At 47.3% G+C, this 22,704-nt stretch carries 18 protein-coding genes and 6 tRNA genes; 19 read left to right on the top strand and 5 right to left on the bottom strand.

The genetic code is table 11. From position 1 onward, the window contains the following. Window positions 1-11: 11 nt before the first annotated feature. The gene (gene seqA / locus CWC46_RS18200; RefSeq protein ID WP_021015117.1) at window positions 12-551 is read right to left on the bottom strand and encodes a replication initiation negative regulator SeqA; all 540 of its coding nucleotides are present in this window, start codon (window positions 549-551) and stop codon (window positions 12-14) included. A gap of 341 nt (window positions 552-892) precedes the next feature. On the opposite strand from seqA, the gene ybfF reads away from it, so the two are divergent. Together ybfF and ybfE are read left to right on the top strand one after the other, a co-directional pair. Beyond that, window positions 893-1,660 carry an esterase gene (ybfF, locus tag CWC46_RS18205; protein WP_037380760.1) on the top strand — a complete coding sequence of 256 codons (768 nt, stop codon included), beginning with the start codon at window positions 893-895 and terminating at the stop codon, window positions 1,658-1,660. 184 nt (window positions 1,661-1,844) lie between these two features. After that, entirely contained in the window at window positions 1,845-2,126 is a 282-nt protein-coding gene (gene ybfE, locus CWC46_RS18210) for a LexA regulated protein (RefSeq protein ID WP_021015115.1), read from the top strand. A 41-nt stretch (window positions 2,127-2,167) separates the two neighbouring features. On the opposite strand, the gene CWC46_RS18215 is transcribed toward ybfE, so the two are convergent. Continuing rightward, on the bottom strand, window positions 2,168-3,835 hold the full coding sequence (locus tag CWC46_RS18215; protein ID WP_021015114.1) for a methyl-accepting chemotaxis protein: 1,668 nt from the start codon (window positions 3,833-3,835) through the stop codon (window positions 2,168-2,170). Between the two features lie 417 nt (window positions 3,836-4,252). Between CWC46_RS18215 and fldA the strand changes: the two genes are divergently transcribed. Further along, on the top strand, window positions 4,253-4,780 hold the full coding sequence (fldA, locus tag CWC46_RS18220; RefSeq protein WP_021015113.1) for a flavodoxin FldA: 528 nt from the start codon (window positions 4,253-4,255) through the stop codon (window positions 4,778-4,780). Between the two features lie 334 nt (window positions 4,781-5,114). Next, window positions 5,115-5,561, top strand: coding sequence for a ferric iron uptake transcriptional regulator (gene fur / locus CWC46_RS18225; RefSeq protein ID WP_021015112.1), 447 nt, complete (start codon window positions 5,115-5,117; stop codon window positions 5,559-5,561). A gap of 72 nt (window positions 5,562-5,633) precedes the next feature. Here the strand turns inward: fur and glnS are convergent, their stop codons facing one another. Together glnS and nagE are read right to left on the bottom strand one after the other, a co-directional pair. After that, on the bottom strand, window positions 5,634-7,292 hold the full coding sequence (gene glnS / locus CWC46_RS18230) for a glutamine--tRNA ligase (protein WP_021015111.1): 1,659 nt from the start codon (window positions 7,290-7,292) through the stop codon (window positions 5,634-5,636). A 178-nt stretch (window positions 7,293-7,470) separates the two neighbouring features. Beyond that, window positions 7,471-8,961, bottom strand: coding sequence for an N-acetylglucosamine-specific PTS transporter subunit IIBC (gene nagE / locus CWC46_RS18235; RefSeq protein ID WP_037380758.1), 1,491 nt, complete (start codon window positions 8,959-8,961; stop codon window positions 7,471-7,473). Window positions 8,962-9,393: 432 nt separating this feature from the next. On the opposite strand from nagE, the gene nagB reads away from it, so the two are divergent. The 10 genes from nagB to CWC46_RS18285 all read left to right on the top strand — a co-directional run bounded on the left by nagB (window position 9,394) and on the right by CWC46_RS18285 (window position 15,373). After that, the gene (gene nagB / locus CWC46_RS18240; protein ID WP_021015109.1) at window positions 9,394-10,194 is read left to right on the top strand and encodes a glucosamine-6-phosphate deaminase; all 801 of its coding nucleotides are present in this window, start codon (window positions 9,394-9,396) and stop codon (window positions 10,192-10,194) included. Window positions 10,195-10,215: 21 nt separating this feature from the next. Then, window positions 10,216-11,370 (top strand): N-acetylglucosamine-6-phosphate deacetylase, encoded by a 1,155-nt coding sequence (gene nagA / locus CWC46_RS18245; protein WP_021015108.1) that lies wholly within the window; start codon window positions 10,216-10,218, stop codon window positions 11,368-11,370. A 7-nt stretch (window positions 11,371-11,377) separates the two neighbouring features. Then, the gene (gene nagC / locus CWC46_RS18250) at window positions 11,378-12,601 is read left to right on the top strand and encodes a DNA-binding transcriptional regulator NagC (RefSeq protein WP_021015107.1); all 1,224 of its coding nucleotides are present in this window, start codon (window positions 11,378-11,380) and stop codon (window positions 12,599-12,601) included. 300 nt (window positions 12,602-12,901) lie between these two features. Then, window positions 12,902-14,563, top strand: coding sequence for an asparagine synthase B (asnB, locus tag CWC46_RS18255; RefSeq protein WP_021015106.1), 1,662 nt, complete (start codon window positions 12,902-12,904; stop codon window positions 14,561-14,563). A 220-nt stretch (window positions 14,564-14,783) separates the two neighbouring features. Further along, window positions 14,784-14,860 (top strand) — tRNA-Met (locus tag CWC46_RS18260). A 7-nt stretch (window positions 14,861-14,867) separates the two neighbouring features. Next, window positions 14,868-14,952: transfer RNA gene (locus CWC46_RS18265), tRNA-Leu, on the top strand. Between the two features lie 29 nt (window positions 14,953-14,981). Beyond that, a tRNA-Gln gene (locus tag CWC46_RS18270) sits at window positions 14,982-15,056 on the top strand. Window positions 15,057-15,093: 37 nt separating this feature from the next. After that, a tRNA-Gln gene (locus tag CWC46_RS18275) sits at window positions 15,094-15,167 on the top strand. A 49-nt stretch (window positions 15,168-15,216) separates the two neighbouring features. Beyond that, window positions 15,217-15,293 (top strand) — tRNA-Met (locus CWC46_RS18280). 6 nt (window positions 15,294-15,299) lie between these two features. Then, window positions 15,300-15,373 (top strand) — tRNA-Gln (locus CWC46_RS18285). 67 nt (window positions 15,374-15,440) lie between these two features. Here the strand turns inward: CWC46_RS18285 and ubiF are convergent. Continuing rightward, the gene (gene ubiF / locus CWC46_RS18290; protein ID WP_021015105.1) at window positions 15,441-16,607 is read right to left on the bottom strand and encodes a 3-demethoxyubiquinol 3-hydroxylase; all 1,167 of its coding nucleotides are present in this window, start codon (window positions 16,605-16,607) and stop codon (window positions 15,441-15,443) included. Between the two features lie 206 nt (window positions 16,608-16,813). Here ubiF and miaB point away from each other — a divergent pair, with 206 nt between their 5' ends. The 5 genes from miaB to lnt all read left to right on the top strand — a co-directional run bounded on the left by miaB (window position 16,814) and on the right by lnt (window position 22,521). Next, window positions 16,814-18,238: a tRNA (N6-isopentenyl adenosine(37)-C2)-methylthiotransferase MiaB gene (gene miaB / locus CWC46_RS18295; protein WP_021015104.1), complete on the top strand. Its 1,425-nt coding sequence runs from the start codon at window positions 16,814-16,816 to the stop codon at window positions 18,236-18,238. Between the two features lie 228 nt (window positions 18,239-18,466). Then, on the top strand, window positions 18,467-19,522 hold the full coding sequence (locus tag CWC46_RS18300) for a PhoH family protein (RefSeq protein WP_021015103.1): 1,056 nt from the start codon (window positions 18,467-18,469) through the stop codon (window positions 19,520-19,522). After that, window positions 19,519-19,998 (top strand): rRNA maturation RNase YbeY, encoded by a 480-nt coding sequence (ybeY, locus tag CWC46_RS18305; RefSeq protein WP_021015102.1) that lies wholly within the window; start codon window positions 19,519-19,521, stop codon window positions 19,996-19,998. The genes CWC46_RS18300 and ybeY overlap by 4 nt, the downstream gene beginning before the upstream one ends. Before the next feature lie 107 nt (window positions 19,999-20,105). Continuing rightward, window positions 20,106-20,984 carry a CNNM family magnesium/cobalt transport protein CorC gene (gene corC, locus CWC46_RS18310; RefSeq protein WP_021015101.1) on the top strand — a complete coding sequence of 293 codons (879 nt, stop codon included), beginning with the start codon at window positions 20,106-20,108 and terminating at the stop codon, window positions 20,982-20,984. Window positions 20,985-20,991: 7 nt separating this feature from the next. Further along, window positions 20,992-22,521, top strand: coding sequence for an apolipoprotein N-acyltransferase (lnt, locus tag CWC46_RS18315; protein ID WP_021015100.1), 1,530 nt, complete (start codon window positions 20,992-20,994; stop codon window positions 22,519-22,521). The last annotated feature ends 183 nt before the right edge of the window (window positions 22,522-22,704 follow it).

The raw sequence follows: 22,704 nt of genomic DNA on the forward strand, positions 1-22,704 counted from the left end.
GACGCTATGATTTAAAGGGTTCCGCAAACTTTCTCTATCAGCTCTGGCGGGAGCTGCATTGCCAGCATAATGCTTTCAATCATGCTGCGTTTACGATCGGTATTCGTATTGGTAATAACCCAGTAGGGCGTACCCTGGATATGCTTTGGCTTGGTATGTGTGCCATTCTGAAGCAGCGTTTGCTCATCCCCAGCGAAATAAACCCGAGTGCGACCAAGAAGAGACTCTGTTGCCACTGCAAATTCTTTGGGCGACAAATGATACAGTGTAGACAGAATCAACATAAAACGATTAACCGCCTTATGTTGATCCGCATATTCATCAGACAATAATAGCTCACGCAGAGTTCTTACCCGATCACGCGTACTCAGTGAAGCTGGAGCCAGGGGCTGAGCTTTTTCAGCTACTACCGGTGTTCCCGTTGCGACTGCTGGCTGCCCGGCGTTGAACTTCAGCATACGCCGCAAGATATCAGAAGCACTCTCGCCAATATGCTGAGTGTGGCTGGCGATATAACAATAAAGCTCTTCGTCAACGTCAATAGTTTTCATCTTTATCCAATACTGTTTTATGACTTAAAATCAATCGTCATGGATTATATACTCGCCATACTTCAAGCTGCATGTGCGTTGACCGTGCTCATTCACCCGAATCACTCGCTTGAGTAGCTCATCGGGATTCCTTCGCTTGCCGCCTTCCTGCAACTTGAATTATTTAGATTATACAGATTATGATTCACCCTCAAATAGCGACGAGCGACAGTCTACACAAAAGTAAGACAATACCTCATCATCTCTGCCACCATGAAGGTAAACACCTGTTTAGTCCACGGCAAGATAACGCAATAAAGTCATGATACCCTAAGCATCTGTCTCTCTAAATGAACTTCACTATGAAATTGAATTATCGTTGGCAAAACGCTCATCAGCCACAGAACAATTTACCTATTGTTTTTATCCATGGCCTGTTTGGCAATCTTGATAATCTTGGCGTATTGGCGCGCGATCTGCAAAACCAACATGACATATTGCAGATTGATGTGCGGAACCACGGTCTTTCACCACGTTCACCTGAAATGAATTACACCGTCATGGCAGAGGATGTCTTGGCACTCCTCGATGATTTACAACTGAAACAGGTCATTATGATTGGTCATTCCATGGGAGGAAAGATCGCGATGGCACTGAGCGCATTAATGCCCGATCGCATAGACCGCATTGTAGTTATTGATATTGCCCCCGTAGACTATCAATTACGCCGCCATGACCAGGTATTTTCCGCAGTGAAAGCCGTCAGCGCCGCAGGTATCACTCAGCGCGCCGCCGCCGCCGTACTGATGCGTGATTATTTGCCGGAAGAAGGTGTCATTCAGTTTTTACTGAAATCATTCCAGCAAGGAGAGTGGCGTTTTAACGTACCAGCCTTGTGGGATCAATATGAAAATATTGTTGGCTGGCAGGAACTGCCAGCATGGCATGGCCCGATTCTGTTTATCCGTGGTGGGAATTCCCCGTACCTGGATGATCGCTACCGTGATGCGCTACTACGCCAGTTCCCCGCCGCTAAAGCACACGTAGTCGCAGGGGCCGGTCACTGGGTTCACGCTGAAAAAACCGAGGCCGTTCTTCGTGCCATCCATCGTTTCCTCGATACCCATTGATATTGTTACCGTATTCACCGAACACGGGTTCAGTTAACCGTTGTCGCGGCCAGTACGGCTGGGGTATGATGGCGGCCGCAGTAAAGGAAGGCTGTCTGGCCACTGGCTTCATTAACCACATCATCAAAATGCAGCATTTGAAATGCCCGCATTTTGATCCGAATTTCTTGCAGTACCATTACTTATGGCAAAAGAACAAACGGATCGCACCACGCCGGATCTGTTCGCTGATGAGCGTCGTCCGGGTCGACCGAAAACTAACCCGCTCTCCCGTGATGAGCAGTTGAGAATCAATAAACGGAATCAACTGCGACGAGACAAAGTCCGTGGGCTACGTCGCGTAGAGTTGAAGATTAACAGCGATGCAGTGGAAATTTTAAATACGCTGGCGGAGGAACGTAATATCAGCCGCAGCGAATTGATTGAACAGATATTACTGGCGCAGTTGGCAGAGCGAAACGATTGATTTACCACCTTGGCGTCTTCCCTGACGCCCATGGTTATAACCTAGAATGTTTCCCAGTTATCATTACTTTTACCGGCAGGTAACGCCTTCCTGGCCGGAGTAGCAGCTACTGCTTTTGGTGTTTCACGAACTTGCGTCAACGCCGCTTGATCGTTGGTCAATTGAAACAAGGCTACCGTCTGAGTCAGTACTGAAGCCTGCTCCTCCAGTGATCGGGCTGCGGCTGAAGCTTCTTCAACCAACGCGGCGTTCTGCTGGGTTACACCATCCATTTCAGTAATTGCCATTCCAGCCTGAGCAATCCCTTTACTCTGCTCTTCTGATGCAGTGGCAATCTCGCCCATAATATCCGTTACGTTGGTTATGCCACGCACAATTTCTCTCATTGTGGTACCCGCATCAGCCACCAGCGTTGAGCCGGTATCCACACACCTCACCGATTCAGAAATCAGATTTTCAATCTCTTTGGCCGCCTGAGCACTGCGCTGAGCCAGACTACGAACCTCACCCGCTACCACCGCAAAACCGCGTCCTTGCTCACCAGCACGAGCCGCTTCCACCGCCGCATTCAATGCCAGAATGTTAGTTTGGAAAGCGATACCGTTAATTACCGTAGTGATCTCGGCAATCTTCTTCGAACTACCGGAAATATCTGCCATGGTTTTCACCACATTATCCACCAGATCACCACCTTTACGAGCGGTGGTCGATGCCTGGTGAGCCAACTGGCTAGCATGGCTGGCATTTTCCGCATTCTGTTTTACCGTAGAGGTTAACTGTTCCATGCTGGCGGCACTTTCTTCCAGTGCTGCGGCCTGCGCCTCTGTACGTGATGAAAGATCATTATTCCCCGAGGCAATTTCCGCGACACCCTGATAGATGGAGTCTGCACTATGCCGAATCGTGCTTACCGTTTTTGCCAGACTGGATTGCATGTCACGTAGCAACGGGAAAAGACGGCCAACGCAGTTATTACCAAAATCGATGATCGGTTTACTCAGATTTCCAGACGCAATAGCCTGAAAATGAGCGCGCAGATCATTCAATGGGCGCATCAGATAAGCCGCCAGATAGCGATCTGTCAGGAATAACATCAGTAAACCAGCGACTAATCCGGCCAGCAGAATATTTTGTCCCACCCAGGTGATACTCTCCAGACGCTCACCTGAATCAACAAACATTTTGGAACCGGCTTTATCAAAATGAGTAAACGCCACATTAAATTGTCGGCTAAAAGCAGGAACAATATCTTTGGCATATTTTTCATATTCGCTCAGGTTCTGGGCAACCGCGTTCTGATACATTGGTTCAACCCCTTGAAATACCAGATTACTCCAGCCTTGGGTAACCGCATCGACTAACTCCGGTGACATCCCTGCATGATCAATTTTTTTGAATGTGTCTAAATTTGACTTTAAAAGATCCAGTGCTGCCAATGCTGATTTCTGCTGATCATCCGCTTTTTTATTATCACCATTACGACGATAGTCAACCGAGCGAGCCAGGCGTGTAACCATACGAAAATACTGGTCGTTGCCGGTATTGACCAGATTCATGTTCTTCACCAGTAATGAACTGGTTTTTGAGGTTACATTCATTGTTTTGAACGAGTACATGGTATAGACCGAAACACCAATCCATAATGTACAAAAAGTACCTAGCACCCATAACATAGCCGTTCTAATAGAAATGTTTCGCAGAAATCGCATGTGTAGTCTCCAGACCTAACAACATAGGGAAGATGTTGTGATAACTAGCCAACATTAAACAAAGCGCATTTTTACGACCTTGACTTTGTTGTATGCTGAAATAAAAATAAAGAAGCACCTTCCTCTTTAATCGACATAATTAGAGGAATATTTAACGATAAATTGTGATTTTATAGTTATAAAATTTTACAAATTAAGCATATTGATAATGCTTTCAAGCAGATAATACATTTAGTTTTTAAAAAAAATTAAAAAACCATCTACCCAAAAAGAGAAGAACAGCTAATCATTTTCTCATTTTAGAACAATGTGTATACCGATATTCAAGTTTCTCATGCGGAAAGTGTCTGCTATTATTACTCGAACAGTGATGGCAAAGGTCATCATACCATTAAGAATCAAGAGGTTATTTTATTCATGGCACTCATAGGAATTTTCTTTGGCAGTGATACTGGCAATACCGAAAACATTGCCAAGATGATCCAACAACAACTGGGAACAGAAGTTGCCGAGGTTCATGACATTGCCAAAAGCAGTAAAGAAGATCTAGAGCGTTTTGACATTTTACTGCTGGGGATTCCAACCTGGTATTACGGTGAAGCCCAATGTGACTGGGATGATTTTTTCCCAACACTGGAAGAAATCGACTTTTCCGGTAAATTGGTAGCCCTGTTTGGCTGCGGTGATCAGGAAGATTATGCTGAATATTTCTGCGATGCCATGGGCACCATACGCGACATTATTGAGCCACATGGAGCCATTATCGTGGGCAACTGGCCGACAGAAGGCTACCACTTTGAAGCATCTAAAGGTCTGGTGGATGATGACCATTTTATTGGTCTGGCCATTGATGAAGATCGTCAGCCGGAGCTGACCAGCGAACGCGTCAATGCTTGGGTTACAAAAATCAGCGACGAGCTAGATCTGAAAGGACTTCTTGCCTGAATCATGTCCTCTTTTGGCTCTGGCAATATTTTGCGCCGGAGCCACATCAATAGCGAAAAACTATTACAGAAGTAGATACATTTTTTTAACTTTTCGCAATGGCAAGGTACAATGACGCTATCGGTTTGCCGAAATCATCATAATATTTCGCTAATCAACAAGGCATTACGTTATAGACCGCCCCGCTAGGCAAGAATAATATGGTTAAGATTCCGTTGTTTCTATTTTGAATATGCAGTTCTATAATTGAGACGCATAACCTTTTTTGAGCCGACCGATAATATTAGGCTAGGTAGCCTCCCTTGATAAAGTAGAGTAACAGGACTAAATCCGCATGACTGACAACAACACCGCATTAAAGAAGGCTGGCCTGAAAGTAACACTTCCAAGACTCAAAATTCTGGAAGTGTTACAGGACCCTACATGCCACCATGTCAGCGCGGAAGACTTATACAAAAAGCTGATTGATATGGGTGAAGAAATTGGTTTGGCTACAGTTTACCGTGTACTTAACCAGTTCGACGATGCGGGTATTGTGACCCGTCATAACTTTGAAGGCGGAAAATCTGTCTTTGAATTGACCCAACAGCACCATCATGACCATCTGATCTGCCTGGATTGTGGCCGCGTCATTGAATTTCGTGATGAATTCATTGAAGCTCGCCAACGTGAAATCTCTGAAAAACATGGTATAAAACTTACCAATCACAGCTTATATCTGTATGGCCACTGTACCGATGGTAATTGCCGTGAAGATGAAAGTATTCACGACGAACGATAAAATAAATCTTCTGCAAAAAATAAAACCGCCGCGGCGGTTTTATTTTTTCTGTATCCAGCCCGGCTTTCCCGCTTAACCAACCCAGGTATCTCGCAATCCCACCGTACGGTTAAATACCAGATTTTCTGTACTGGAATAGACGCGGTCTGCGCAAAAATACCCTTCACGTTCAAACTGATAGGCTTTTTCCGCTTTAGCATTAGCCAGACTGGCCTCAACAAAACCATGCTCAATGATCAACGAATTAGGATTAATAGTAGAGAGGACATCTTCTGCAGCCCCCGGATTCGGGACACTAAACAAGCGATCATACAGACGAAACTCTGCAGGAATAGCATGTGCTGCAGAAACCCAGTGGATCACCCCTTTTACCTTACGTCCATCCGATGGATCTTTACTCAACGTTTCGGGATCGTAACGACAATAAATGGTGGTGATCACACCTTGTTCATCTTTCTCGATATGCTCGGCCCTAATCACATAGGCATTGCGCAGGCGAACTTCTTTACCCAATACCAGGCGTTTATACTGCTTGTTCGCCTCTTCGCGGAAGTCGGCACGATCAATATAAACTTCACGGCTAAAAGCCACCTGACGCGAGCCCATCTCCGGTTTATTAGGATGATGTGGCATGGTTACCCATTCTTCGTGATCCATAGGCAGATTTTCGATCACTACTTTTACCGGGTTCAGCACCGCCATTGCGCGTGGCGCATTGTCATTCAGATCGTCACGGATACAAGATTCCAACGCGGCCATTTCAACATTGTTATCCTGTTTGGTTACACCAATACGACGGCAAAATTCACGGATAGACGAAGCAGTATAACCACGACGGCGCAGTCCGGAAATCGTCGGCATACGCGGATCATCCCAACCTTCCACTACCTGTTCAGTAACCAATTGATTCAACTTACGCTTGGACATTACAGCGTATTCAAGATTCAAGCGCGAGAATTCGTACTGGCGTGGGTGACACGGGATAGTGATATTATCAAGCACCCAATCATACAAACGACGATTGTCCTGAAACTCCAGTGTACATAACGAATGTGTTACGCCTTCCACTGCATCGGAGATACAGTGGGTGAAGTCATACATCGGATAGATGCACCACTTATTGCCGGTTTGATGATGCTCAGCAAATTTAATACGGTACAACACGGGATCACGCATCACGATAAATGGTGACGCCATGTCAATTTTTGCACGCAGACATGCCATACCTTCGGCAAAACCACCATTGCGCATTTTTTCAAACAACGTCAGGTTTTCCTGCACAGAGCGGTCACGATGAGGACTGTTTCTTCCTGGCGAAGTCAACGTACCACGGTATTCACGGATTTGTTCAGGCGTGAGCTCATCCACATACGCCAATCCTTTACTAATCAACTCGACGGCATAAAGATGCAATTGGTCAAAGTAATCTGAGGAGTAATGTATGTCACCACTCCAGGAAAAACCCAGCCACTTGACATCATGCTTGATAGATTCAACGTACTCGATATCTTCTTTTACCGGATTGGTATCATCAAAACGCAAATTGCATTGGCCGTTGTAATCATCCGCAATACCAAAATTCAGGCAGATCGATTTAGCGTGACCAATATGCAAATAACCATTCGGCTCAGGGGGAAAACGCGTCTGAATATGATCATGCTTACCGGAAGCCAGATCTTCATCGATAATCTGGCGGATAAAGTTAGTTGGGCGGGCTTCAGCCTCACTCATGCTTGATTCCTCAAATACGAAAAACGACATATAACCACTAATGATCCAACAAGCCTCGTCGGGAAACAACCGTTTGTTTCACCTAATTGCACGAAAATAGGGAGAATAGAAAGCGGGATGAGCTTTTCTTCTCATCCCGCCGATAGCTACAACATCTTAATGTATCAATATCACTGTACTATTCTTCACTTACTTCACGCATAGCAGCAGCGATGCTTTCCGCCTGAGTTCCCACCACAATCTGAATACTCTGCTTATTCAGACGAATAACCCCGGCAGCCCCCAGCTGTTTGGCCTGTGCATCATTAACAATAGCCGAATCCTTCACATTCAGACGTAAACGAGTAATACAGGCATCAATGCCAGTCAGATTTTCCTTTCCACCAACCGCCTGCAAGTAGCCACTGGCCAATACCCGACTGTCTGATGAGTTTGTCACCACTGCATGACTAACCTCGCCGCCGCCAGTTGCAGCGACATCAACAGGAAGCTCTCGTCCAGGCGTCATCAGGTTAAAGCGGGTAATCGTGAAGCGAAATACGACATAATAGATGATAAAGAACACGAATCCCTGCGGAATCAACATATACCAGTGTGTCGCCAACGGATTACGGGACGAAAGCACCATATCCACCAGACCCGCACTAAATCCAAATCCGGCAATCCAGTGCATACTGGCGGCAATAAAGACTGAAATCCCGGTCAATACCGCATGCAATACGTACAGCACCGGAGCTACAAACATAAAGGAAAACTCAAGCGGTTCGGTAATCCCCGTAAAAAATGACGCAAAAGCTGCCGCCAGCATGATACCGGCCACCCGGCTACGATTTTCAGGACGTGCACAGTGGTAAATCGCCAACGCAGCGCCCGGCAAACCAAACATCATGATCGGAAAAAAACCAGCCTGATAACGTCCGGTAATCCCCGGGATGGCTTTCCCGGCATCAATTGCCTGCTGGCCACTCAAAAAATTAGGGATGTCATTAATACCCGCCACATCGAACCAAAACACCGAGTTAAGCGCATGATGTAATCCGACGGGTATCAGCAGACGGTTAAAGAATGCATAAATGCCTGCACCAACCGATCCCAACTGCTGGATATGTTCACCAAACGTAACCAGCGCGTTGTAAATCACTGGCCAGACAAGCATCAGCGCGAACGCCACCACAATCATCAGCAACGAGGTCAAAATAGGCACCAATCGACGGCCACTGAAGAAAGACAGCGCTTTTGGCAATTCAACGCCACTGAATCGATTGTATAATTCAGCGGAGATCACCCCGACCAGAATACCAATGAACTGATTCTCAATTTTTCCGAACGCAGCGGGTACCTGCGCCAGTGGAATCTTTTGGATCATGGCAACCGCCGCAGGTGAACACAACGTGGTCACCACCAGGTAGCCCACAAATCCAGACAATGCAGCTGCACCATCTTTATCTTTAGACATGCCATAGGCCACACCTACTGCGAACAACACTGCCATATGTTCAATAATGGCAGATCCAGACTTGATAAAAAGAGCAGCCAAAGCACTTTGGCTACCCCAACCAACCGGATCAATCCAATAACCCACGCCCATCAGAATGGCGGCGGCAGGTAGTGTTGCGACAGGCACCATCAGCGCCCGACCTATTCTTTGTAAATAGTTTAATATACTCACCTTCCCCTCTCTTCCCTTGTGGGCAAATAACACAACCAATCAGATTTATCTGCCATAAAACGCCACTCAATACACAACACAGTCAAGTAACCGGGTTACCCAGGGTATTCACAAAATCGAGTATTCCTCGTTTCGTGTTGTCTCTGACAATCAACCCGCTTAAGCAAGCAACAGAAAGTCTCAGGCTAGCCTGACCATGGAGTGTAAAGAAAATAATTCGCCTCGAAAATTAAACTCAATCATTATGTGATAAAAATCACCAAAAAAGCACATACAAAAAGTTTATGACACTATATTTTCACCACTTATTTAAAGACAAAAAAAAACAAGTTACACTACAGACATACTATGGAGATGAGGAAAAGCACCCATTGTGTTTTTTCCCTCATACTTAAATTCGATTACCTCACCAATCCGCCAGGAGAACCCTTTATGAGACTGATTCCTTTAGCCACCGCGGCACATGTAGGTAAATGGGCTGCACGATATATTGTACAGCGCATCAATGACGCCAACCCTACGGCAGATAAACCGTTTGTGCTTGGCCTTCCTACAGGCAGTTCTCCGTTGGAGGCATATAAGTCGCTGATAGAACTGTTTAACGCGGGTGAAGTCAGCTTTAAACATGTGGTGACCTTCAACATGGATGAATATGTAGGATTACCGCCTGATCATCCGGAAAGCTACCGCACGTTTATGTATCAAAATTTTTTCAATCACATTGATATTCCGCAGGAAAATATTAACCTATTGAACGGCAACGCTGAAGATATTGCTGTTGAATGTCAGCGTTACGAAGAGAAAATCAAGTCTTACGGTAAGATCCAGCTGTTTATGGGGGGCGTAGGGAATGATGGACATATCGCGTTTAATGAACCGGCATCGTCCCTGGTTTCCCGGACACGCATCAAAACATTGACTGAAGAGACCCGTATCGCCAATTCACGCTTTTTTGGTGGTGACGTCAATCAAGTCCCCAAATATGCATTAACTGTTGGCGTGGGTACATTACTGGATGCCGAAGAAGTCATGATTCTGGTTAGCGGACGCAACAAGGCTCAGGCTCTCCAGGCCGCAGTAGAAGGCAACGTGAACCATATGTGGACCATCAGTTGCCTACAGCTTCATGCCAAAGCGCTTATGGTATGTGACGAACCCTCCACCATGGAACTGAAGGTGAAAACCGTTAAATATTTCCGCGAATTGGAAGCTGAAAGTATCAAAAACCTTTAATCGGTATGCCGGGAGCTCATAATGTACGCTTTAATTAATGGTCGTATTTTTACTGGACATCAGGTGCTCGACGATCATGCTGTCGTTATCGCCAACGGCCTGATAGACAATGTTTGTCCCGTCAATGAACTGCCTTCCGGGCTGGAAACACGTGATATTTCGGGTGCCTTGATCGCCCCCGGATTTATTGATCTTCAACTTAACGGTTGCGGTGGTGTTCAGTTTAACGACTCTTTGCAAACCATCTCTGTGAAAACGCTGGAAATCATGCAACGGACCAATGTGAAGCATGGTTGCACCAGCTTTCTACCCACGCTCATTACTGCTTCCGATGCGTTAATAAAGCACAGTGTTGAAGTCATGCGTGCCTGGCTGGCACAAAATCATCATCAAGCACTGGGTTTGCATATTGAGGGCCCGTGGCTGAACCCGGTAAAAAGAGGGACTCATGATGCAACACTCATCCGTCAGCCAGATCCAGAACTGGTGAATTTCCTCTGTGAGAATGCCGATGTCATCAGCAAAATCACCCTGGCGCCAGAGATGGTTGCCTCGACAGTTATTCAGCAATTGACCCGCGCTGGTATTGTCGTTTCCGCAGGGCATTCAAACGCGACCTGGAACGAGGCCAAACGTGGTTTTGCCGCCGGTATTCGCTGTGTGACGCATCTGTTTAACGCCATGCCTTATCTGGCCGGGCGTGAGCCAGGGCTAGTAGGTGCTGTCTACGATGCGCCTGAGATTTACTGTGGTGTCATCGCCGATGGCCATCACGTCAGTTGGGCTAATATCCGCAACAGCAAACGCATCAAAGGTGACAAGTTGGTGCTGGTTACGGATGCCACCGCACCCGCTGGCGCTGATATTGATCGGTTCATTTTTGCTGGTAAAACCATATACTACCGCGACGGCATCTGTGTGGATGAGAACGGCATCTTGAGCGGATCCGCGCTCACCATGATTGAAGCTGTGCAAAATTGCGTAGATCAGGCGGGTATCGCTCTGGATGAAGCACTCCGAATGGCAACACTGTACCCTGCGCGTGCTATCGGTGAAGACGGCAGATTAGGCAGTATTGAATGTGGTAAAGTAGCCAATCTGACGGTATTCACTCGTGATTATCACATCATCAATACTTTTGTGAATGGTGAAGAAGTATTGACCACAGGCGAGTAACGTTTTAATGACCACAAGCGGACAGACACAGATAGGGAATATTGATCTGGTTAAGCAACTCAATAGCGCGGTGGTATACCGACTGATTGACCAGCAAGGCCCAATCTCACGGATACAAATCGCGGAACAGAGCCAGCTTGCCCCCGCTAGCGTTACCAAAATCACCCGCCAACTACTTGAACGCGGGTTCATAAAGGAAGTTGACCAACAAGCCTCCACTGGAGGGCGTCGCGCCATCTCCATTATTTGTGAAACCCGCCCTTTCCATACAGTGGCAGTAAGGCTTGGTCGCTACGATGCCACGATCGCACTTTACAACCTACAGGGACGAATGCTGGCAGAAGAACATTACAGCCTGCCAGAAAAAACCCAGGAAACGTTGGAAACTGCACTATTTAAAGCCATCGACCACTTCATTGACACCCATCAGCGCCGCATCCGTGAACTGATTGCTATTTCAGTCGTACTACCTGGGCTGGTCGATCCGTTCGCGGGAATGGTGCGTTATATGCCACATATTAGTATTGATAATTGGCCATTGGTCCAACACCTGCAACAACACTTCAAGACTCACAGTTTTGTCGGTCACGATATCCGTAGCCTGGCACTGGCTGAACACTACTTTGGTGCCACCCAGGATTGTCAGGATTCGATACTGATACGCGTACATCGTGGCACCGGAGCCGGTATTCTGGTCAATGGGCAGATTTTTCTCGGCAGCAACGGTAATGTCGGAGAAATCGGTCATATCCAAATCGATCCATTGGGCGAGCGTTGCCACTGCGGAAATTTTGGTTGTCTGGAAACTGTCGTCTCCAATGCGGCCATTGAGAAACGGATACGAAATTTGCTTGAACAAGGCTATCCGAGCAAGCTGACGCCAGAAGAATGTCAGATTTCTGCTATCTGCAAAGCGGCCAACCGTGGCGATGCACTCGCACGTGAGGTGATTGAACATGCGGGGCAAAATCTGGGAAAAGCAATATCGATTGCGGTTAACCTGTTCAATCCGCAACGGGTCGTGATTGCCGGTGAAATCGCCGAAGCTGAAAAAATTCTGCTGCCAGCGATTCAACGCTGCGTTAATACCCAGGTACTAAAAGACTTCCGTAATAATTTGCCGATTGTCATTTCCGAACTACAGCATCTTTCTGCTATCGGTGCATTTGCCTTGGTCAAACGCGCCATGCTTAACGGTGTCTTGCTCCAACGTTTGCTTGAAAATCATTAAGTTTGGTTTTCCACCATAAGACCCGATTATGGAATCTCCAAAATTCAGGCATTTCTCTCTATCTGTTTTGAACAATACGCATCAAATTCCCATTAAAAATGAATATTCGATAGCACAAAGGTTTTTTTTATTAAACGATATTGAATTGTTATAGCATTTTGATGCTAAATCATTGGTACTGACACGGCAGGTGGTCATCATGGTGCAGTTGTAATGCGACAACATACCCCCTCTGATTGCTGCCGATTAATCTGAATATTGTTCACTTCAAACCAAGAGTGAATCAAGGGAGTCTCTTCTATGTGTTCCATTTTCGGTGTGCTCGATCTGAAAACCGATCCGGTTGAACTACGCAAGAAAGCGCTGGAGCTATCTCGTTTAATGCGTCATCGTGGCCCGGACTGGTCCGGTGTTTACGCCAGTGATAAGGCGATTTTGGTCCACGAACGTCTGTCTATCGTTGACGTAAATACGGGCGCTCAGCCGCTGTATAACCTTGATCACACCCATGTTCTGGCTGTTAACGGTGAAATATACAACCATCAGGCCCTACGTCAGCAGTACGGCGACCGCTACCAATTTCAGACCGGTTCCGACTGCGAAGTGATTCTGGCGCTGTATCAGGAAAAAGGCCCAAATTTTCTGGATGACCTGCGTGGTATGTTCGCTTTTGTACTCTATGACAGCGAAAAAGACGCCTATCTAATTGGCCGTGACCATTTGGGCATTATTCCGCTCTATATGGGTTACGATGAACACGGCAACTTCTATGTCGCTTCCGAAATGAAAGCACTGGTGCCCGTCTGCCGCACTATCAAAGAATTCCCGGCAGGTAGCTATTTATGGAGCCAGGATGGTGAGATTCGTGAGTATTATCATCGCGACTGGTTCGATTATGACAATGTCAAAGATAACGAAACCGATGCCAACGCGCTGCGTGAAGCACTGGAAGAGTCCGTCAAAAGTCACCTGATGTCTGACGTACCTTATGGTGTACTGCTGTCTGGCGGTCTTGACTCTTCCGTTATTTCCGCCATTACCAAAAAATTCGCCGCCCGTCGTGTAGAAGATGACGAGCAAAGCGAAGCCTGGTGGCCACAGCTTCACTCTTTCGCTGTCGGTCTGGAAGGCGCACCGGATCTGAAAGCCGCTCAGGAAGTAGCTGAACATTTGGGTACCGTTCACCATGAAATTCATTTCACAGTACAAGAAGGTCTGGATGCTATCCGCGATGTGATTTATCACATTGAAACCTATGACGTCACCACCATCCGTGCCTCTACACCGATGTATCTGATGTCTCGTAAGATCAAAGCGATGGGCATCAAAATGGTACTGTCCGGTGAAGGTTCCGATGAAGTATTTGGCGGATATCTCTATTTCCATAAAGCGCCCAATGCTAAAGAGTTTCATGAAGAGACCGTGCGTAAGCTATTGGCATTACACCAATACGACTGTGCCCGTGCCAACAAGGCGATGTCTGCCTGGGGTGTGGAAGCTCGTGTCCCATTCCTGGATAAAAAATTCCTGGATGTGGCCATGCGCATCAATCCTCGTGACAAAATGTGTGGCAATGGCAAAATGGAAAAACACATTTTGCGTGAATGTTTTGAATCCTATCTGCCACACAGCGTAGCCTGGCGCCAAAAAGAGCAGTTCTCTGACGGTGTCGGTTACAGCTGGATTGATTCACTGAAAGAAATCGCTGCCAAACAGATTTCCGATCAGCAGTTGGAAACCGCACATTTCCGTTTCCCGTACAACACGCCGACCTCAAAAGAGGGGTACTTGTACCGTGAAATATTCGAAGAACTGTTCCCGGTACCCAGTGCGGCTGAATGTGTACCAGGTGGTCCTTCTGTGGCCTGTTCTTCCGCTAAGGCGATTGAATGGGACGAATCCTTCAAAAAGATGGATGATCCATCGGGTCGGTCAGTCGGTGTTCACCAATCCGCTTATTAGTAATCTGTTTTTTTCTCAGCATAAACGGGCCTTTTACGGCCCGTTTCCCTTTGTTAATTGTGTTAAAAAACAGGCCTCCTGACGGTTTTCTCACCAGACTGTTCATAACCCAAACAAACGACGCCTCTTATCTGCTTTTCGGGAAAAAATGTGTTGACGACAAAAGACCAACTACGCATAATGCGCCCCGCAACGCCGATGAAGGTGACGCGGAAAGGATGGCTACGTAGCTCAGCTGGTTAGAGCACAGCACTCATAATGCTGGGGTCACAGGTTCGATTCCCGTCGTAGCCACCATCTTTTTGCGGGAGTGGCGAAATTGGTAGACGCACCAGATTTAGGTTCTGGCGCCGCAAGGTGTGCGAGTTCAAGTCTCGCCTCCCGCACCATTTACCTTCACGGTACTGACAAGATTTCTTGGGGTATAGCCAAGCGGTAAGGCAGCGGGTTTTGATCCCGCCACGCCCAGGTTCGAATCCTGGTACCCCAGCCATATTAAAGTAAGACGTCCTGCAAAGTACGCACCCAGTTGGGGTATCGCCAAGCGGTAAGGCAGCGGATTCTGATTCCGCCATCCGAGGTTCGAATCCTCGTACCCCAGCCAAGCATTTTGTCCGAAGTTATCAAACTTTGGAGATAACAAGCAGTAATTTGGCTACGTAGCTCAGCTGGTTAGAGCACAGCACTCATAATGCTGGGGTCACAGGTTCGATTCCCGTCGTAGCCACCACATTATTGGGGTATCGCCAAGCGGTAAGGCAGCGGATTCTGATTCCGCCATCCGAGGTTCGAATCCTCGTACCCCAGCCATATAAAAAGCCCGCTTTAGCGGGCTTTTTGTTGTTTATTTTTTATAAAACTGCTCGGCAGCACAACATTACAAACCAAGCGCGTACTTTAATGCTGCTTGTTTCAGTTTACCAGCACGCTGCGCTGCCATCAGGGCAACATTACGAGCCAGTTCCAACGGCGGAAGCTGATTGCTGAAAACGCCATAAAACAGATCCATACCGCTTTGCATCAGCATATTATCGATTTTGCGCCGATGCTGATAACGGCGCAGAACCGTTTCCGAATACCATGTTTCTCCGCTATCCCGCGCACGAATAACTACATCCAATAGTGCCTCAACATCACGGTAACCTAAATTCACGCCCTGCCCTGCCAATGGATTTATGGTATGTGCCGCATCTCCCAGCAAAGCCAACCCCGATAGCACATAACGCTGGGCATGGCGACGCACCAATGGGAAGGCACCGGCAGCAATAGCATTAACGTTGCCAAGACGAACGGGAAAGGCTGCCGTAATCTCTTTATTCAGTTGTGATAACGGCATAGCTTGCAACTGTCGGATACGAGAAGGCGTGTCATACCAAACCAATGTCCCCCAGTGGTCAAACAGAGGCAAAAAAGCACGCGGCCCTGCTGGAGTAAACTGCTGCCAGGTAACATCCTGTTGTGAACCAGACATTTCAATACTGATCAACATACAGGATTGACGGTATTGCCAGCCACTGACACCAATGCTGGCCCATTGTCTGACCTGAGAATTGGCACCATCGGCACCAATAACCAATGCGGTGCTGAGTGTTTGTCCATCCTCCAGTATCAGTAACCAATCCTCACCTGTCTGAGTCATTGATTTCAGTTGTATCGGACAGAAAAGATGCATGTTGGAACTACGCTGCAAACATTCCCACAGTGCCAGTTGCAATATCCGGTTCTCCACCATGAAACCGAGCTCCGGCAAACCAAGTTCTGCAGCATCGAATACCACGCGGGCGTTATCCCATTCCCAGGTTTCCAATCGGCGATAGGGAGCACACCGTCTTTTTTCGACCCCATCCCAGGCGCCCAACTGTTTCAGCAGGGCCACCGAAGCATAGCTAATGGCAGATACGCGCAGATCCGGGGTACTACCAACATCAAATTCTGTCGGTACATCCTGCTCCAGCACCGCCACCTGGAAACCGCTTTGCGAAAGCCCCAGCGCTACCGCAGCGCCCACCATACCGCCACCGACAACGACCGCATCATAGTGCATACCAGCCTCATTACTCTTTTTCAGTGTCTGCCAACAAACAAAATAAATATCTGGTGACAGTTTACTGGATTTTGGGTCAATGTTTCAGAAAAGCGAGTGTTTTCACGCACTGGTCACAACGGCAGCAAAAGATTACAATACGCGCCCGCATGCAGGTAGCGCGGGTTACCTGCACTGAGTAATGGCGTAATGGCAAGCTGATGACGATGACAAAAAAACTGCATATCAAAACCTGGGGCTGTCAGATGAATGAATACGATTCATCCAAGATAGCTGACTTACTGGCAAGTACGCACGGTTATACACTGACCGACGTCGCGGAAGAGGCTGATGTTCTGTTGCTGAATACCTGTTCAATCCGTGAAAAGGCGCAGGAGAAGGTCTTCCATCAGCTTGGACGCTGGAAAGCGCTGAAAGATACCAAACCAGACCTGATTATCGGCGTGGGTGGATGTGTCGCCTCGCAGGAAGGCGAACATATTCGCGAACGAGCGCATTATGTAGATGTGATTTTCGGGCCACAAACCCTGCACCGTCTGCCGGAAATGATTAACCATGTTCAGGGAACCCACAGTCCGATAGTTGACATCAGCTTCCCTGAAATCGAAAAATTTGATCGTCTGCCAGAACCACGGGCAGAGGGCCCGACAGCCTTTGTCTCCATTATGGAAGGCTGCAACAAATACTGTACGTTCTGCGTGGTACCCTATACCCGCGGTGAAGAAGTCAGCCGTCCCTGCGACGATATTCTGTTTGAAATTGCGCAACTGGCAGAACAAGGGGTGCGTGAAATTCATCTGTTGGGGCAAAATGTGAATGCCTATCGTGGTGCCACCTATGACGATGAAATCTGCACCTTTGCAGAATTACTGCGTCTGGTCGCTGCTATTGACGGTGTTGACCGCATCCGTTTTACGACTAGCCATCCCATTGAATTCACCGATGATATTATCAGCGTGTACGAAGACACACCCGAGCTAGTGAGCTTTCTGCATCTGCCGGTGCAAAGCGGTTCTGATCGGGTACTCACCATGATGAAACGCCGTCACACCGCGTTGGAATATAAATCGATCATCCGTAAATTACGCAAAGCCCGCCCGGATATTCAGATCAGCTCCGACTTTATCGTTGGTTTTCCAGGCGAAAACCAGGAAGACTTCGAGCAAACCATGAAGCTGATTGCTGACGTCGACTTCGATATGAGTTTCAGTTTTATCTACTCGCCACGTCCAGGTACACCAGCCGCTGATATGGCAGATAATGTGTCAGAAGAAGAGAAAAAACAGCGCCTGTACATCCTCCAGGAGCGGATCAGCCAACAAGCCATGCAATACAGTCGACGCATGCAAGGCACCGTGCAACGTATTCTGGTTGAAGGCACCTCACGGAAAAACGTGATGGAGTTATCGGGCCGTACCGAAAATAACCGTGTGGTTAACTTTGAAGGCTCGCCGGATATGATCGGTAAATTTGTGGATGTAGAAATTGTTGACGTCTATCCAAACTCGCTACGTGGTGTCGTCATACTGACGGAAGATCAGATGGATCTGCGTGTTATCGAGTCTCCGGCCGACGTAATAGCACGTACCCGCAAAGAGAATGAGAACGGCGTAGGCATTTACCAACCTTGATTCCTGTCTGGAACGGGTAGTTCAAGTTCAACTGCCCGTATCCATAAATTATTCCTGTTATATTGCTTTTGCGGCACTGTACCCCAATATAGCAATTGTTACTTGCACCCGGCTGCATTAGCGATAAATAATCAATGTTCGCATATGTATCAACCCCGGACACAGGTTAACGAATCGCTGATACCAAGGGTATCATTCGTTTTCCGGCTAAATACCAAGAGGAATAATTTGAACGTAACGATAAAAGAAATTGCCCTCGAACCCGCTGACAATAAACGCTTACTCAGTCTGTGTGGCCCGTTTGACGACAACATCAAGCAATTAGAACGTCGTTTAGGCATCGAAATCAACCGTCGCGATAACAAATTCAAGTTGGTAGGTAAAGAACTCTGCATTCAGGCGGCGGCTGATATCCTGTTGCACTTGTATGTTGATACTGCCCCGGTACGTGGTGAAATAAAAGACCTTGACCCAGAACATATTCATCTGGCAATTAAAGAGTCCCAGGTACTGGAACAAAGCGCTGAAAGCGTCCCTGAGTATGGTAAAGCCGTTCACATCCGCACCAAACGCGGTGTCATTAAACCCCGGACGCCTAATCAGGCCCAGTACATCGCTAATGTACTCGATCATGACATCACTTTTGGTGTTGGTCCTGCCGGTACAGGGAAAACCTATCTGGCGGTCGCTGCCGCCGTGGATGCGCTGGAACGTCAGGATATCCGCCGCATTTTGCTGACCCGACCAGCAGTAGAAGCCGGTGAAAAGCTGGGTTTTCTGCCCGGTGATCTGAGTCAGAAAGTCGATCCTTACTTGCGTCCTTTATATGACGCCCTGTTTGAAATGTTGGGCTTTGAGCGCGTAGAGAAATTAATAGAACGTAATGTGATTGAAGTCGCTCCTCTCGCTTATATGCGTGGTCGCACCCTAAATGATGCTTTCATCATTCTGGATGAAGGCCAGAATACCAGCATTGAACAGATGAAAATGTTCCTGACGCGTATCGGGTTTAACTCCAAGGCGGTGATCACTGGTGATGTTACCCAGATAGACCTGCCGCGTAACCAAAAATCGGGTCTACGCCATGCCATTGAAGTACTGGCGGATGTTGAAGAAATCAGCTTCAACTTTTTCCATAGCGAAGATGTAGTGCGTCACCCGGTAGTTGCCCGTATTGTTAATGCTTACGAGGCATGGGAAGCAGCCGATCAAAAACGCAGAGATGCACTGGCAGAACAACGGAAGCATGAGGCACAGATCTCATCCGTGCAGGAGCTCAAATGAGTCAGGTGATTCTTGATTTGCAAATCGCCAGTGAAAAAACGGAAGGCTTACCCACTGAAACTGATTTTCAACGCTGGCTGGAAGGTGTACTGCCGCAATTTCAGGAAATTGCAGAAGTCACTATCCGCATCGTGGATGAAGAAGAAAGTCACCAGTTGAATTACACCTATCGTGGCAAGGATAAACCTACCAATGTGCTCTCTTTTCCTTTTGAAGCACCGCCAGAAGTTGAACTGCCACTTCTGGGTGATTTGATTATCTGTCGCCAGGTGGTGGAACGAGAAGCAGCAGAGCAGGACAAAACGCTATCAGCACATTGGGCGCATATGGTTGTTCATGGCAGTTTGCATCTGTTAGGGTATGACCATATCGAAGACAGTGAAGCTGAAGAAATGGAAGCGCTAGAAACCGAGATTATGCAAATGATGGGATACACTGATCCCTATCTTGCAGAAAAAGAAGATTTTACCGAATAGCATCAAATTCTGTATCCTAACATCTGTAGTGAGCACCAGCGGTCGCAAAAATTCAGAAAGTCCGCTGGTCATAATTTCTTAACAAGAGTGATATTTACTAATACTCCATGAGCGATGACCATTCTACAAACAACGATAGCCCCAGTCCCAAAAAGGGATTTTTTTCCCTTATTCTTAATCAGCTCTTCCATGGTGAACCCAAAGATCGTAACGATCTGCTCACACTGATCCGTGATTCTGAGCAAAATGACCTGATCGATCCTGATACCCGCGATATGCTTGAGGGTGTCATGGATATCGCTGAACAACGTGTGCGTGACATTATGATCCCACGTTCACAGATGATTACCCTGAAACATAATCAAACACTGGAAGAGTGTTTAGACGTAATTATCGAATCCGCTCATTCACGTTTTCCTGTCATCAGTGAAGACAAAGATCATATTGAAGGGATTTTGATGGCCAAGGATTTGTTGCCGTTTATGCGCAACGATTCCGAACCATTCAGCATGGACAAAGTGCTGCGACCTGCTGTTGTTGTGCCAGAAAGCAAGCGGGTAGATCGCATGCTCAACGAATTTCGCTCCCTTCGCTACCATATGGCAATCGTAATCGATGAATTTGGTGGTGTATCCGGGCTGGTCACGATTGAGGATATCCTTGAGTTGATCGTTGGTGAAATTGAAGACGAATATGATGATGATGAAGATCGGGATATTCGCCAACTCAACCGCCAGACTTATACTGTCCGGGCACTAACCCCCATTGAAGATTTCAACGATGTTTTCTCTACCCAATTCAGCGATGAAGAAGTAGATACCATTGGTGGTCTAGTGATGCAGGCCTTTGGTCATTTGCCCTCTCGGGGGAAAACCATTGACATAGACGGTTACCTGTTCAAAGTTGCCATGGCAGACAGCCGACGTATCATTCAGGTCCATGTCAGACTTCCTGACAACGTTCCACAACCACAACTGGAAGATTAAATCGGTCATGGCTGTAACCTCCTTATTACAACGCCAGCAGGTTCGTATACTGCTGGCGATTTTATTCGGTGCCTGCGGCACACTGGCATTTTCACCTTTTGACATCTGGCCAGCTGCGATTATTTCTCTTATGGGATTACAGGGACTCACGCTTAATCGCACTGTGCGTCAGTCATCCTTGATCGGCTTTTACTGGGGAGTAGGTTTATTTGGCAGTGGAATTCACTGGGTATATGTCAGTATTGCCGACTTCGGTGGCATGCCTGGGCCGGTGAACGTTGGCCTCGTTGTTTTGCTGGTGCTCTATCTGTCGCTGTACCCGATGCTGTTTTCAGGTGTATTGACTCGATTATGGCCGAAAACCACCTGGTGGCGGGTGGCTATAGCCGCGCCGGTTATCTGGCAACTAACTGAATACCTACGCGGCTGGGTACTGACGGGCTTCCCCTGGCTACAGTTTGGCTACAGCCAGATCGATGGTCCGTTAAAAGGTATTGCCCCCATTATGGGTGTGGATACCATTACGTTTATGCTGATGATGATCAGTGGTCTGTGGGTACAGGCACTGAGTCAACGTCGCTGGAAACCTGCGTTGATTGCCGTTGCTCTATTTATTTTGGCCTGGCCATTACGCTCACTGCAATGGTTTCAACTCCAACCAGAACGAAGCGTCAACATGGCTTTGGTTCAAGGTGATATTCCACAAGAAATAAAGTGGAACCCTGATGAATTGCTGAACACACTGAAAATCTATCTGGATAATAGTTTGCCCTATATGGGCAAAGCCCCCATTATCGTCTGGCCAGAGTCAGCCATTCCCGACGTTGAAGTCCGCCAAAACAAGTATCTGACACTGCTTGACAATGTGCTACGTGAACGCCATAGCAGCCTGATTACCGGCATCGTCGATGCTCGCCGGGTAGGAAATAGTACCAAGTACTACAACAGCATTATCGTGCTCGGTGACGAGAAACCTTACCATTACCCTACCAGTAATCGTTACAACAAAAGCCACTTGGTTCCTTTTGGAGAGTTTGTTCCATTAGAAAAACTGCTACGTCCACTGGCGCCTTTTTTTGACTTGCCAATGTCATCTTTCAGCCGAGGAAACTACATACAGCCGCAATTAGTCGTTAATGGCTACAGACTCACCTCCACCATTTGTTATGAAGTGATTCTTGGTCAACAAGTGCGGGATAATTTCCGTGAAAACACCGATATGTTACTGACTGTCTCCAACGATGCCTGGTTTGGTCACTCCATCGGACCCTGGCAGCATTTCCAGATGGCACGGATGCGGGCACTGGAACTTGGCCGGCCATTGGTACGAAGCACCAATAACGGAATTACTGCCGTTATCAATCCTTATGGTGAAATCAGTGCCTCCCTGCCGCAGTTTACACGAGCGGTTCTTGAAACCCGCGTGACACCCGCTACCGGTATGACCCCTTACGCTCGCTTCGGTTCATGGCCTTTGTGGATCCTGAACCTGTTATTCGGCTTCAGCGCACTCATTTACAGCCTGCGCAGGCGCTGAACTCACGGCCTTCCATCCATTCTGGGCATGGCTGTCAGCATGCCCAGCGTCTTTTCCTGGCATATTAATTGCTTGTATTTACTCGAAATGGCTAATTTCATGTTTTTTGTAGATTTCTAAATTGGATTAGCACACATTCAGGGCATCTCACGCACTAAATGTGTGCATAAAGGCCTTTTTGCA

The organism is Prodigiosinella confusarubida (genome assembly GCF_002847015.1).
In the GTDB taxonomy this organism is placed as follows: domain Bacteria; phylum Pseudomonadota; class Gammaproteobacteria; order Enterobacterales; family Enterobacteriaceae; genus Prodigiosinella; species Prodigiosinella aquatilis.